Origin of the sequence: Algibacter miyuki, from assembly GCF_030409805.1 — a bacterium.
Classification (GTDB): domain Bacteria; phylum Bacteroidota; class Bacteroidia; order Flavobacteriales; family Flavobacteriaceae; genus Algibacter; species Algibacter miyuki.
The window spans coordinates 1,014,268-1,028,298 of the sequence record NZ_JAUFQP010000007.1; the positions used below are offsets into that span (position 1 = coordinate 1,014,268).

Consider the following 14,031-nt stretch of genomic DNA (forward strand, 5'->3'; position numbering starts at 1 on the left):
AACATGCTTATGAATTGTTTAAATTTAATAGAGCTGCTTTTCTTCGGAAGTGAAACTAAAGAAAGACGCTTTTATAAACGTGTTAAAACACCTATTTAGTCAATTGCAGCGCATCTCTTTTAGATTCATCAGACACCTTTTTCTGACTCCAATACGGTTCGTTTAAGCTTTTTTTCAATGTGGCTTCGGTAATTAACCCGTCGCCATTATCTTCGGTCCACGACAGTATTTTATGAGGGAAGTTTTTTTCCACATCAATAGTTATTTTTCTATCGTAACTTAGGTATGCTATGTTGTAATGTATAGTGCTATCTGTTTCTGTTTTACTAATTGTTGCCTTAGTTGCTTCTAGGTCTTTATATGCAAAACGGCTGTATATGGTCGAGAAAATGATATCGACTTCGCCTAACGGAAGTTGACCATTATTTAATCGAATACGTGTCATCAATTCTTCTTCTAGAAGAGTTGTAGGGATGTTTTTTTCAGTATCGCCATCGGCTTCAAAATATGAGAATTGTTTAAAACGATAATTCTTGCCTTCAAGATTTAATTGAGTAAAAGTATGCCCGCACCATTCTTGGATACTTGTGTTTAATTTTAAAGTATTTGGATGTTTTTTAAAATCGATAGGTGTAAACGTAGAGCTCACAATAGAATAATCGTAAATGCCGGTAGTAAATTTTCTAACTTGGTTGAGTTTCATAACAGGAACGTTATCGGTTCCAGCGGCTTTTGGGTTATCTAATTTTACTTGTTTACTTAACGAAAAAGGTTCGGTTACAAACACTAAAACCACTTCGCCTTCTCGAATTTCTCCATAGCGGGATTGTTTCAAGGTATAACTATTTAATTCTGCTTTGCCAGAGTACCAATAATCGTTAAATTCTTGAGTTGGAGGCGTAGATGGCTCTTCCTTAACAGGAACTGTTTCGTTGACAACTTGTTTTTTATCGGATTGACAAGCTAGAAATGATAGGATACTTATAGAGAAAATGACTTTTAATAGTGCGTTCATCGTTTTTGTTTTTCAATTGTTATGGTCTAAATACGAGATCCATTTACCTATGAGTCGGTTTTTTAGTTAAAAACTAAACACATTAAACCATTTTAAAAGCGACATAATAATCACGGTCATGGCTCCGCTAAAGTATAATACACCTTGCCAGTAATAGGTTCTAGTTCCCCATTGCAACCACATTTTTTTGCCGTTTGCTTTTTCAGCATATCCGCGGGTTAAAAGCCAATACAATCCTGTAATACTTATAAAAAGAGCTATGGCAATTAATACTATTGATGTCTTTTCCATGTGTAGCGTTTTTAGTTCCTGTTTGCTAATTGCAATCGCAAGGGTTAACACCTAAAGTTAAGAAAAAAACCACAGATAACATAGCGTGAATCGGGTTAATTCAGGCTAGAAAAAAATGTCTTTTGGAAATATCTTGTTCGTGTTATTTTTTGCGTAAATATGAAAATCCTCCAAATAAAAATAAGACTATCGAAATTAGGAGTAAACCGTAAGCTTCTCGACCTTCTTCTACATTTTTAAAAGTGCCTTTCCCTATTTCAAAACCTTCAAAAGTTTCGGGGTAGGTTATAAAAAAACCGACTAAAAAAGCAGCTCCTAATGCAAATAATAACATTTTAGAAACTTTATTGGCAGCATAACCAAAGCTGGCAGCGGCTGCAATGGCGTAAAGTATAATCCATAGTAAAGGGTCGGGGTCGTTGTATTGCACCAAAGCGCCAAAAACGAATAAAACACCAAATACAATACCGAGGATTTTAAAGAATAAATTCATGATGCTGCTAATGTAATAAACTTAAATTATGGTTTTAATGATTTATAGAAATTAATGAGTTTTTACTTGCTTTGAAGTTTATTGCAATTAGCATACCTAGGTGTTAGGGTAAAAAAAAACCTAGAGCACAATGTCTAGGTTCTGTATAATTTTTTATAGTGCAACACTAAAGCTTAATGGATAGCTAGGCACTTTATGTTGCAAATATACAATATTTACATGTTATAGCCAATTTTATCAGTAATTATTGATTTTATGATTTCATTATTCTTGTATGATTTGAATAGATTATTTATTTCATTATTCATGTCATTATTACGTTCTTCAGAAATGGTTTTTAATATATATGAGATTGTTTTTATTCCGGCGTCTAGGGATTGATTGTTATTGTTATTGAATTTTATCCTTGGAATTTTGTATATACCTTGAGGGAAATTTAAATCGAATAGAACTCCTGCATGAGCGCATATATTTCGAATAAATTTTATCGTATGAATAAAGTTTTTGAATGTTTTAAGATTATTTAATCCGTAAATATCTGAAATTTCTTTTTTAATGTCTTCATTTTTGAGTGCATTGAAAATGGTTACAATAGCTCCAAATGTTAAAAACTCAAAAGTTTTCCAAGTAGGTGCATAGATATCATTTCTATATTTTTTATGATGAAGTTTTATCTGTTTGTTATCTTCTTTAAATTTATTGGTATATAATTTTTTGTCTAAGCTTTCTATAAACCACGCAGCCATTATCTTAGGATTGGAATACCAAATTGGATCATCGTTGTGTCTATTGGATATGTAATAGATAATTTTAGTTCTAAAATTAACCTCTATACGTTTTAAATATTTTAATAAAATGTTTCTTAAATCTACATCTAAATAGTAAAGGTTAATTACATTCGAGAACAAAGTATCCTTTTGAAAATTATGATCTTTATCAATTTCGAAAGGAAACCAATAAAAGCCAAGTCTATAATAACCTATATCTAATAATATTTCTTTAGCCTTTTCTTCTCCGAAATCGAAAATCATTCCTCTTTTTTTTAGAAGAACGATTTGTTCTTCTACAGTTGATGCTTTTTTACTCATTCGGACTTAGTATAGATTATGATTCAATCTATAAATATAATAATTTACCTGCTATTTTTTTGTTTTAGTCAATAGACTCTATTGTGTATTAGTATTATAGAAAAGAATCATTAAAAAAAACGCTCTTAAGCTAATATGACTAAGCTTATTTCGTATGATACAACCACCAGTTCATATCTCTAGTGAGTTCATAGCCTAATTTTTCATACAAACCAATGGCTAAGTTGCCTTTATTTGTATGTAAAATAGGGGTTTTGTTTGTTTTTAAAATTTCTTTTGTATTGTGGACAATTAATTGTTTTGCCAATCCTTTTCTGGTGTAATCGGGGTGTGTTACAACCGCACTAACTTCAATAAAAAGATTAGTTTGCATGCGCTGACCGGCTATTGAAACTAATTTTCCATCCTTAATAATACCGTAATAGTTACCCATTTCAAAGGTTCTTTTTCTGTAGTAACCCGGCATAACCAACCACACTAAATTGTAAATCTCATCAATAAACGATTCATCTAATAACACAATGTCTTCAGTTATTTCAACGTCGGTAAGTTTATTTAAAACCATTTGACAACCATCCGTTTTTTTTGCTAAACTAATTTTGGTGTCGTCTATTAGCGGTGTTTGATGTTCTGAAACATAAAAGAATTCATCCGTAGTTTTTATATGTTCATTAGATGCTTTTTCCGTTTTTGTTTCATCGAAAAAAGCTCCAAAAGTGCAAATATCTGGGTTGTAAAATTGGACGCCATTATACTCAAAAGCAAATTTTTTATGCGTTTCTTTTAAGGAATACCAAACGGGGTTTTTTAATTGTTCTTCTAAATTTATCATCAAAATAAATGAAATTAAGTTTAAAGATGAAGCGTTCTAGGCAGTTCAAACAAGCTAACCATCTTAATTTTTATGCAAAAGTGTGCAATACTTTGCATTTAGTAAAGTAAAATAGAACATATTTTAAACTGAAGTAGAAACCCTGAATATTCGTAATAATTCTGCATCATATTGTTATTTCATAATATTTATGGAATCAAAATCAGATTTTATTAAATAGTAATTAGCACGCCTTATATTCCTATTAAACCAAACCAATAAAGCGCTTTAATAATTATATTTGTGAGTATGAAGACTTCCATACTAATTACTATCGCTGCGTTTTGGCTATCTAGTTTTACAAACGATTCCGTAAATAAAGAAAATATTATTTATGCCGATTCTACGTACAACCCCAAAGAAAACCTACAAACTGTTGTGGTATGGTTTGAGGATCAATATTTAGAAGCTGGCGATTCTTTTTTGAAAAAAACGGAAACATTCCATGGTAGGAAAAGAGGCGAAGTAAGAACAGAGGTGATGTTAGCATTGAAAACATTAAGCAACACATCTTTCAGTAAAATTAAAAGTAACCTAAACGCTCTTGAAAGTGCCAATCAGGTTTCGGGAATAAAACAACATTGGATTATCAACGGTTTTACCTGTACGGTTACCACCGAAGGCTTAAAAACCATTAAAACCTTAGAAGGCGTAGATAAAATATTTGTAAAACGCACCCGTTCCACTTCTAAAAGGAAAGATATGGGGCCGGAATTTATTGCCAATAAACCCGCATCTCGCTTTGCTGTTAAAACGGTAGCATCTTACCCTTGGAATATTGAAAAAATACGGGCTCCCGAAGTATGGACTGAATTTGGAATTACAGGAAAAGGTACGCTAAACATAGTACACGATTCGGGTTTTAAATTAGATGTTCCAGCTTTGGCAGAAACAATTTATACCAATGATGGAGAAATACCTGGTAATGGTTTGGACGATGATAATAATGGCTTTATAGACGATTATCATGGGTATAATTTCGATTCCGGACTTGCCAACTTAAACGAACCTAGTATTAAAAGAGGCACCAACATTCATGGAAACATGTGTGCCGCGTTAATTTCGGGTACCTTTGAGACTAATACAAAACAAGCCGTAGGGATTGCTCCAGAATCGCAATGGGCGCCTATTATCGGGTCTTCAAATATTGAACAAGCTGTAGAGTGGGCCATAGAGCAAGGTGCCGATACGTATAGCATGAGTTTTTCTCAACCCAACCTTGGCGAATTCCGTACACATTGGCGGAAAGTACTCGAGCAAGGCACCTTGTGCGGTGTGGTATTTATTTCGGGTGCCGGAAATTTTGCGTCAGGTTCAAAAGCGGCTCCAGTTCCGGTGCAAATGCGAAACCCCGAAGATATTCCAAATGCAGTTCTAGGTGTTGCCGGTGTTGGCGAAGATGGAAAACGTCCTGTATTTAGTAGCCAAGGGCCTGTGGAATGGAATACCGATTACTATAAAGAGGGCACCGTAAACAAGCCCGATTTTGCCACATTTAATGCCAATGTACCCTGTATAGATCCGGAAGGAAATTTAACCAACATTGCTAATGGAAATTCGTTTTCTAGTCCGCACATGGCGGGTATTGTGTCGTTAATGTTCTCGGCAAATCCCGATTTACTGCCATGGGAAATTAAAGAAATCCTACTTAAAACTGCCGAAGATATTGGTGATAAAGGTTTTGATTACCAAAGTGGAAACGGATTTGTAAATGCCTATGATGCCGTGAAAGCTGTTATGGAACTTTAGTTTTTGGGGGATTTAGAAATTAATGATATACTTTTTTAGTTTGTCAATTATTTTCACTTAGCTCTTTTGAGTAAGTTGGCTTTTTTTTATTTCAGTAAATAGTTTTTCATAAGTTATTCCGTGTTCATTTAATATTTTAGTTGTAAAATCTTTTTTATTTCTTAAAATACTCAAGAGAATAGTAGATGGCGTTACCTCTTTTTCTTTTGTTAATTTCACTTCTAAAAATGAAGTATCAATTGCTTTAAGAGCTTTTAATGAGAAAAGAGGATGCTCTTTACTTGGTATGTCGTTTTTATTTGACGAATTAATTAAATTCATTTTTAATACATTAAGTTCAATACTTAAATTTGATAAAGTATCCGATAACTTACTATCTAAATTATTAAGGATGTTAATTGTTAAGTCTTTGGTGAAAATTATTTTATTTTCTTTGCTAATAGTTTCTAGTATTCTTTTTGAATTATTTGAAAAATTTAGTTTTGAAACGTGCTGTTCTTCTTTAGGGAAAGTTTTCTTAATGATGCTTTTTTTACCTTGTATTTTTTCTAATTGAGTTTCAATTTTTTTTTCATAATCTCTAAATATTCCTGCTTTTTCATAATTTTTCAAAGCAATAAAATCCGATTTTATTGTAATTATTGTTTTAAGTTGGTTAGTTAAAATATCAACGATTTCTTTTAAGTTTATTTCTTTATTCATTGACTATTTATATTTCAGAGTTTGTACAAATTTCTTTGAGTTTGTTTGTGAAATGTGTTCTATCTGTATTTGTAAAATCTCTTCCTCGACTGTAGCCAATTATATGTGTATTATTTTTATTATCGAATAAATATCCATATTTATTCGAACTCCAAACTTTTTTTCCATAACATTGTTCAACAATATTGTCAAAAACGGATTTGCCTTCTAAAATTAAAATTTTAGGCTTTAAAATGTTAATTAATTGAATGGAAAATTCTGCACTTTTTTTGAAATATTCTTCTTTATAATTTATATCATTTAAGATAGTATTTAAATCACTTACATTTTCAGTAGCTAAATGATAAAAGTTTGTTTTAACAACTTCTTTTTCAAAGGTGTTTTTTATTTTCTCCTCGTTCCAACCTATTAGTTTAAAAAAGTTAATTGTCTTTTCTGCTAAATGGTATCTATAATCTTCATCAAAAAAATCTAAGTATGATATTCTATCTGTTTCAAAAATATTTTTTTCTTTTTTACCATCTCCTTTTCCTGGATTTATTCCAATAAATAATATTTTCGGTTTTTGAATAATCTTTCCGTCTAAAACCTCAAAACCGTAATACAATTCTTTTTTATTTGAATTAATTTTTAATTTCTCATTTAACTCTGAATTGTATTTTTTTACTTCAGTTTTCCACTCTTCAATATTTGTCATTACGTTTCTTTTTTATTGTTAATATTTACACAAGGGTTTCAGTCCCGATTTCCCGCCTCAAGTAAAAAAAGTTAATTCGTTAAGAAGATTTTTCGTGATTTAGGTCAGCTTAAGCACAACCCTTATTATTTTTATACATTGTTACCAACTGGCTTTATTCTTCATTTTCTATTCCCATCATCATTAAGTAATGTCCTTTGTTTTCAGTGTGATAAAAAATATTTTTAAATACTTCTATATATTTCATAATTGTGTCATCAGGTGCTTCAATATACAAATCGTCAGGGAGTGTATGAGAACCTTCATTTGTCCAACTTAATAGTGACCTACAAATATCTTTCTCTTCTCTAGATTCAAACTTGTTAATTAAAAAATCATCCCTTTTATTACCTAAAATACTATAAAAATTTTCTAAAATTCTTCTCATTGTATTTTGGATAGTAATTCCTGAATTATGTTCCCATTCTTTTATCTCACGCCATAATAGTTCGTATGACGATTGAATTGGATTTTGTTCTCCATAAGCGTGTATGATAGATTGATTATTATTTTTTCTTAAAATCCAAAAAGAAGGTTTCTGTCCTTTTCTGTTTAGTCCTTCATATGATACTTCTTTATGAAAATAGACATTATGTGTTAATAGAATTAATTGCTTAATATTTCCCTCATCCGTTTTTATTTTTTTCGCAATTTCTTTTACTAATGTGCTAATAATAAAAAGAACATTACTATCTAAACTAGATATAGGGTCATCAATTACAAGTATTCGCTCCTCATTTACGCTTTCTTCATTAAGTCCACCTTTTGTTAATTGTAAATAATATAAAAATGTGATAAATGTAACTTCTCCTTCACTTAAAGTTTTCTCTGCAATTGTTCCATCTTCTCTTTGTATTTGATAAAAACCGTCTTCTGTTGCAGGTACAATTTTAAAATTAATAAAACCATAGTTAATTAGAAGCCTATTAATTTCGTCTATTGTTGGTTGAATGCTAGTGACATTTTTACTCAAATTTTTAATTTCAGCATCTAATGAATTATAAGCGTTTAGTTTTTCTTGAAGTTGTGACTTTAATGCAGTAATTCCTGTTTCAATACCTGTAATGTCTGTATTAAATTTTGTTATTTGTGTAGAAAATTCGTTACAACAGTATTTCCAAACTTGTTTTATTAATAATACACGTTCAGCATTGTAATTACTAACAATGTGATTGTTTTTAGTTATTTCTGAGTTAGCATTATTAATAAGACTTGAGATAAGTTTAAATTGCTCATCTAAATTAATTAATTCAATACTTCTGCTAGGTTCTTTTAATTTGTTGTTTAATAATTCCTTATTTGCTGTAATTTGACTAATTAGCGTTTTTAAATAAGCAGAATATTTTTCTAATTCAAGTTTACTGTTTTTATCGTTTTTTTGATTTGTTTCTAATTGGTTTAGTTCATTTTCCAAGTTAGAAGTGAGCAAGAGATATTCTTCTTTTAAATTTTTGATTGATTGTACATCTTCTATAAACTCTTCATCAAAAAACACGTCTAACTGCTTCTTGAAATCTTCAGTTATTGTGTTTTCTTGACAAAATGGACAAGTTTGGTCCTCTTGTAGGTAATATTGACCTTGGTTAACCCAATCATTTATATTTAATTTCTGAATTAATTTTGCAATATCAACATCAGCCTTTCCTATAATTATTTTTTTCCAAATATTAGATTTTTCTATTTCAATGATTCTACTAAATTGAACTGGGTTTAGTAATGGTAAGTTTTCAGGTCTTTCTCCAAAAACTGTTTTGGATTTCTCTTTTAAGTAATCAAGTAGTTTTAAGTCAGAAGTGCTGTTTTTATTCTCAAGTAGAATTTTATTTTTGAATTTTTCTTTATTTTGAAAACCTACAAAAGCATCTTTAAAAGTAGTTTCATATTTTTTATAAATATTTGACCAACAAAACTCTTTAAAGATACTTGTTGTTTGATCTTTTCTGTCAGATAAATTTTCAAGTGTTTCGGTTTTTTTTACTCGCTCAGTTTTTATTTCTTTTAACTGAATCCCTTTGTCTTCAATTACTTGTATTTGGTCAGCAGTTGCTTCTCCTAAAGTAAAAACACCACCAAGTTTTCCATTTCCAAAATTTCTTTTTCTAAATTCTTTATTATAAACTAAAGTTTTTATTGGGTCATTTTCCCAATCTAACGAACAATGTTCAAATTTTTCTATTTCCGTATTGTGTAGATAATTTGAAATTGTTGTTTTTCCACAACCATTCGCTCCATAAATAAAATTTACTTTTTTTAGATTATCTAATGTTGTTCCATTATTATCAAATGTTGCAATTTGTTTTATTGAAATAGATTTTATCATTTAGAATGCGGTTGGTTTTGTGCTTGTTGGTAACCCCGCACAAACCATACGCAGCCAAACACATATTTTAAAATTTCCAAGCTAACATACTCAAAAAAATCAAAATAAACACTTGTTTCTAATTCATTTTCAGCTTTTTAACATTCATAAATAATAATCGTTTACAAACGACTACAAATAATTACAAATGATTTTAAGCAATTAATTACCGAATACCGTTTGTGAAGCGTTGGATATTTGCAGTGTTGCAACCCTTGAGGCGGCAATAGTATTAACTGTTTAACGAGCTTGCCATAGACGGTAGGCATAAAAAATTAAGATTATGAACGCACTTAGAAACAAAGTACAGTTGATTGGTAGATTAGGGCAAGACCCAGAAATTGTAAATTTTACCGATGGTAATAAAATGGCGAAGTTTTCGCTGGCTACCGACGATAGCTACAAAGACAAAAACGGCAATAAAGTAGAGCGTGCTTACTGGCACAATATTGTGGTTCGTGGTGGTTTGGTAAGCGTGGTAGAAAACTACGTAACCAAGGGAAAAGAAATAGCCATAGAAGGCAAGTTAACCAACCGAAGCTATAATGATAAGGATGGTACAAAACGTTACGTTACCGAGATTGTATGTAACGAACTGCTTATGCTAGGGAAATAATACTTAACCTAAATATATGTTTTAAATGCAGCTTCTAATTGCTAGATTGGGGCTGCATTTTTAATAGGTGCCTATTTGGGTATAAAGCAAAAAAAAAGACTGCCTTTGCAGGCAGTCCTTTTTACTATAATACAACACTTAAAAATTATATTATTTTGCAGTAACCTCGATTACTAATTCTGCTCTTCTGTTTAAAGATTTACCTTCAGCTGTAGCATTGCTTGTTGCAGGCTCAGACTCACCGAAGCTTTTAATAGAAATACTAGAATCAGCAACACCTTTAGAAGTTAAATATGTTTTAACGTTGTTTGCACGTTTCATAGATAATACATCATTGTATTTTGCAGAACCTGTAGTATCAGCATATCCGTTTACTTGAATAGTGTATGTGCTACCTGTTTTTGCAAACTTTACAATATCGTCAACAATAACTTGTGCGTTATTATCTAAGCTAGATTTGTTAGTGTCAAAATATACTGTTTTAGATAATGATGTTGGTGTTACAACTGGTGCTACTGGAGCTTTTGGAGCTTCTTTGCATCCTGTACCTGTACCAAATTCGTTGTTTGGACATTTGTCTAAGCTATCTGGAACACCATCAGCATCTGTATCAGGACATCCAGCAAATTCTTTTAAACCAAATACATCAGGACAAAGGTCGTATGCATCTTCAACACCATCATTATCAGTATCAATAACTTCTGGCTCTTCAACTTTAGTTTTACCTAATTTATAAGTAATACCTAAACTGTGTTGGAAATGTTTTGTTAAGTAATCTTCGAAAGCATGTTTGTACATAAATTGAAGTTTTAACCCAAAATGTTCAGACATTTCGTAAGTTAAACCAACAGCACCGTTTACTGTACCTGCACCAATAGCATCATCCGATCCGTTTGCTGTAGAGGTATTGTATGGTCCTTCAACAATCCAAGTATAACCACCACCGGCAGCAATATAAGGTTGTAATCTTCCGCTACCAAAATCGTAGTTAATCATACCATCTAAACCATAGTACTCTTTGTTTTCTACTAAAGCACTTTCATCAGCTTTTCCAAAATCACCCCATTTGCTAATTTCGTTAATAGATGCGGTTGCTGTGAATGATAAATGTTTTGTGAAATCTCTTGTTGCTGCTACGTATACACCTAAATTCCAGTGATCGTTAACATTGAAAAATTCGTCAAAATATTCTCCTTGTGGCATACTCTCGCCAACAGGATATAAATCAACTTCGTTTATACCAACCTCGATTGACCATGGGCTGGTAGTTTCTTGAGCTATTAAAGCCGTATTAACCATAGCAAAAACAAGTATAGTTAAAGCATAAATTTTTTTCATAATTAATATTTTAATTCAAAATTAGCGGCAAATATATTACAATTGTGTAAGGTAAAATATGCATAAGTTTTACTAAAAAGATGTGACTTTTTAACTTGTTGATAGTCTTTATGTTATATGGGTAATTTGATGTTTATTTAAGATATATTTAACATTTAGGTATTGTAAGTTAAAAAATAAGTGTAAGAGATGGATTTCGGTGATCATCAGAAAATTTGTGTTATACTGTTTTATTCCGAATTTTTATGAAGCTAAAATAAAGCCAATTTCGGACATGATTTTGATTTTCAACTCTAAAACACCGTTGAAATACAGTATTTTTGGTTAAAATGCATCTTTTTTGATTTTAAGTTGAGGTTCCATGGGTAATTTGCCTATGTTTGAAAAGTTCAACGCCCCCTACCATGAAACTGTTAATAGCAATAATCTATATTTTTAGCTTAGGCTTGTATGCGCAAGACGACGTTTTTTTTCCAGACGAAAGTAAGGGGGATTTATACGAGTATGCGCAATTTACAAATGCTGGAAGTTTAAACATGGGTATTTCTGATGTTACGCAAAGCACCTTACTGAATTACGAGAGATTAGAATCGGATAACCACAGTGTTGGTTTTACTTCTGATAACTATTGGATGCGTTTTAAACTAGGAAATAATACTTCGGAAGCTAAAGTGTATTATTTAGAAACTGCTCGGCCAGTTACAGATTTGGTAGAACTGTATCAAATATCTAAAAGCGGAACGAAAGTTTTCAAAAATGGAGATCAAATTGATTTTAATGATAAGCAGGTAAAACACCGCTCAACCATTTTTAAAGTAACACTGCCACCAAACGAAGCGCAACAAATTTATATTCATTTAAAAAGTGATGGCGAAACCATAAACTTACCCTTAAATATTCATGATGAAGATGCCTTTTGGAAACTCAATTACCTGCAACAGTTATTTTTAGGTTTATTTTATGGCTTGTTACTTTTAGCAGGTATTATCTATCTGTTTTTTTATAGGACCATAAAAGAAAAAGCCTTTTTGTATTACGGTATTTATGTGTTTTCTATTTGCTTTATGCAAGCCGCTTTAGATGGCCTGATACACGAATACCTTTTTACTAGTGGGAGTTATTTTAATAGTCGTATTGTATTGATATCGGCTCTGTTTTCAAATTTTTATTTGCTTAAATATTGTCAGCAATTTTTACAGGTAGATGTCTTGTTAAAGTCATTTAAAGTGGCTTATAATATTGCTTACGGTGTTGTTGGGTTGCTCTTTGTTTTGTTGTTTTTGAGCCCTAAATCACTAGAGTTGGCCTATCCGCTTAGTAATTTAAACGGGCTGTTTAGTTTAATATTAATATTATCTACCGTGCTTGCCATTCGTTTAAAACGTATTAGAATTGATACTTATTTTTCCTTTGGTATTTTGTTTCTAGTAGTTGGGCTTTTAGGGTTTGTAATGAATAATTTAAGCTTATTACCTAATAATTTCTTTACACTGAATAGTTCTAAATTTGGCTCTGGTTTAGAGGTGATTTTCCTATCGCTTTCCATGACGAATTTAATTCGAAAAATGCGTGTTGAAAAAGAGATGTCGCAAAAGGATGCTTTAGCTAAATCTCAAGAAATAGGCCAGTTAAAAACCTACTTCATGTCTAATATGAGTCATGAACTTAGAACCCCAATTAATGCCATTATGGGGATTACTGAAGATGAATTAAGCCGTCGTAAGGATGAAGCGTCTCGCGAATCTTTCGAAATTATAAAAAATGCCTCACTCAGTTTATTGAGTAACGTTAATGATATTATCGATTTTGAAAAAATTGAAAATAATAAGTTGAATTTAGATCCCGAAATTTTTAATCCTGCGGAAAAAATCAAACAAATTAGTGATAACTGGAAAGTGGAAGCCGAGAAAAAAGGCTTAACCTATACCTTTGATTTAGATAACCGCATTCCTGAAAAAATATTAGCCGATTCTAAGCGGTTTGTTCAAGTGATAAACAACGTACTGGCCAATGCTGTGAAATTTACCTATAAAGGCGGTATTTATTTTAAACTAATTTGTACTGAAATTTCTAGCGAGTCGTACTTGTTTTCTTTTCAAATATCCGATACCGGTATTGGTATCGATCAAAATTCGATAAACCATGTTTTTGAAAGTTTTAATCAAATGCGATTAAATCATAAACGTGAGTTTGGTGGTATTGGCCTTGGTCTTACCATTGTAAATCATATTGTTAAATTGTTTGATGGCGAAATAAAAATTAAAAGTGCCATTGATGAAGGTACTAGAGTATTTATCGATTTAACTATAAAATGTATTCCCAAAGAGCAATCTGCCACTAAAAGTCTTATTAACCTCCATAAATCTAAGCCCTTGAATATCTTAATAGCAGAAGACAATAAAATTAATCAGATGGTGCTTTCTAGAATTTTAAAACCTAGAGAAAATACCACATTTAAAATAGCAAGTAATGGCCAGGAAGCCATAGACATGCTTAAAGTAGAAACCTTTGATGTGATCTTGATGGATTTACAAATGCCTGTTATGGATGGGTATGAAGCCACCGGAATTATAAAAAGCGGAGAGCTAGGGCCTATTGCTGCAAAAACGCCAATAATAGCCATTACAGCCGATGCTATAGAGGAAACAAAACAGTATGTTTTAGAGCTTGGTATGTGCGACTATTTAACTAAACCGTTAAGTAAGGATACGCTTTTAGAGAAAATTTACACGCATTGTTTTGTTGAAAATGTTTTAAAAATAGCCTAAAATGA

12 protein-coding genes are annotated in these 14,031 nt (G+C 31.4%); 3 read left to right on the forward strand and 9 right to left on the reverse strand.

Annotation, left to right across the window (positions count from 1 at the left end; translation table 11 throughout):
• Positions 1 to 91: 91 nt before the first annotated feature.
• The 5 genes from QWY92_RS07280 to QWY92_RS07300 all read right to left on the reverse strand — a co-directional run bounded on the left by QWY92_RS07280 (position 92) and on the right by QWY92_RS07300 (position 3,719).
• The gene (locus QWY92_RS07280) at positions 92 to 1,015 is read right to left on the reverse strand and encodes a septum formation inhibitor Maf (protein WP_290269793.1); all 924 of its coding nucleotides are present in this window, start codon (positions 1,013 to 1,015) and stop codon (positions 92 to 94) included.
• A gap of 66 nt (positions 1,016 to 1,081) precedes the next feature.
• Positions 1,082 to 1,306, reverse strand: a complete 225-nt coding sequence (locus tag QWY92_RS07285) for a hypothetical protein (protein WP_290269795.1) — start codon at positions 1,304 to 1,306, stop codon at positions 1,082 to 1,084.
• A gap of 142 nt (positions 1,307 to 1,448) precedes the next feature.
• Complete coding sequence (locus tag QWY92_RS07290) at positions 1,449 to 1,799, reverse strand: transmembrane 220 family protein (RefSeq protein ID WP_290269797.1); 351 nt, start codon at positions 1,797 to 1,799, stop codon at positions 1,449 to 1,451.
• 215 nt (positions 1,800 to 2,014) lie between these two features.
• Positions 2,015 to 2,887 carry an Abi family protein gene (locus QWY92_RS07295; protein ID WP_290269798.1) on the reverse strand — a complete coding sequence of 291 codons (873 nt, stop codon included), beginning with the start codon at positions 2,885 to 2,887 and terminating at the stop codon, positions 2,015 to 2,017.
• A 145-nt stretch (positions 2,888 to 3,032) separates the two neighbouring features.
• A complete protein-coding gene (locus tag QWY92_RS07300; protein WP_290270013.1) occupies positions 3,033 to 3,719 on the reverse strand; it encodes a GNAT family N-acetyltransferase in 687 nt (228 codons plus the stop codon).
• Positions 3,720 to 4,007: 288 nt separating this feature from the next.
• Between QWY92_RS07300 and QWY92_RS07305 the strand changes: the two genes are divergently transcribed.
• Entirely contained in the window at positions 4,008 to 5,507 is a 1,500-nt protein-coding gene (locus QWY92_RS07305) for a S8 family peptidase (RefSeq protein ID WP_290269800.1), read from the forward strand.
• 57 nt (positions 5,508 to 5,564) lie between these two features.
• On the opposite strand, the gene QWY92_RS07310 is transcribed toward QWY92_RS07305, so the two are convergent.
• The 3 genes from QWY92_RS07310 to QWY92_RS07320 all read right to left on the reverse strand — a co-directional run bounded on the left by QWY92_RS07310 (position 5,565) and on the right by QWY92_RS07320 (position 9,265).
• On the reverse strand, positions 5,565 to 6,209 hold the full coding sequence (locus tag QWY92_RS07310) for a hypothetical protein (protein WP_290269802.1): 645 nt from the start codon (positions 6,207 to 6,209) through the stop codon (positions 5,565 to 5,567).
• A gap of 7 nt (positions 6,210 to 6,216) precedes the next feature.
• Complete coding sequence (locus tag QWY92_RS07315; protein WP_290269804.1) at positions 6,217 to 6,906, reverse strand: hypothetical protein; 690 nt, start codon at positions 6,904 to 6,906, stop codon at positions 6,217 to 6,219.
• Between the two features lie 154 nt (positions 6,907 to 7,060).
• Positions 7,061 to 9,265 (reverse strand): AAA family ATPase, encoded by a 2,205-nt coding sequence (locus QWY92_RS07320; RefSeq protein WP_290269806.1) that lies wholly within the window; start codon positions 9,263 to 9,265, stop codon positions 7,061 to 7,063.
• A 322-nt stretch (positions 9,266 to 9,587) separates the two neighbouring features.
• Between QWY92_RS07320 and QWY92_RS07325 the strand changes: the two genes are divergently transcribed.
• Positions 9,588 to 9,920 (forward strand): single-stranded DNA-binding protein, encoded by a 333-nt coding sequence (locus QWY92_RS07325; RefSeq protein WP_290269808.1) that lies wholly within the window; start codon positions 9,588 to 9,590, stop codon positions 9,918 to 9,920.
• Between the two features lie 150 nt (positions 9,921 to 10,070).
• On the opposite strand, the gene QWY92_RS07330 is transcribed toward QWY92_RS07325, so the two are convergent.
• Positions 10,071 to 11,258 (reverse strand): OmpA family protein, encoded by a 1,188-nt coding sequence (locus QWY92_RS07330; RefSeq protein WP_290269810.1) that lies wholly within the window; start codon positions 11,256 to 11,258, stop codon positions 10,071 to 10,073.
• Between the two features lie 404 nt (positions 11,259 to 11,662).
• Between QWY92_RS07330 and QWY92_RS07335 the strand changes: the two genes are divergently transcribed.
• Entirely contained in the window at positions 11,663 to 14,026 is a 2,364-nt protein-coding gene (locus tag QWY92_RS07335) for a 7TM diverse intracellular signaling domain-containing protein (protein ID WP_290269812.1), read from the forward strand.
• Positions 14,027 to 14,031: the final 5 nt, after the last annotated feature.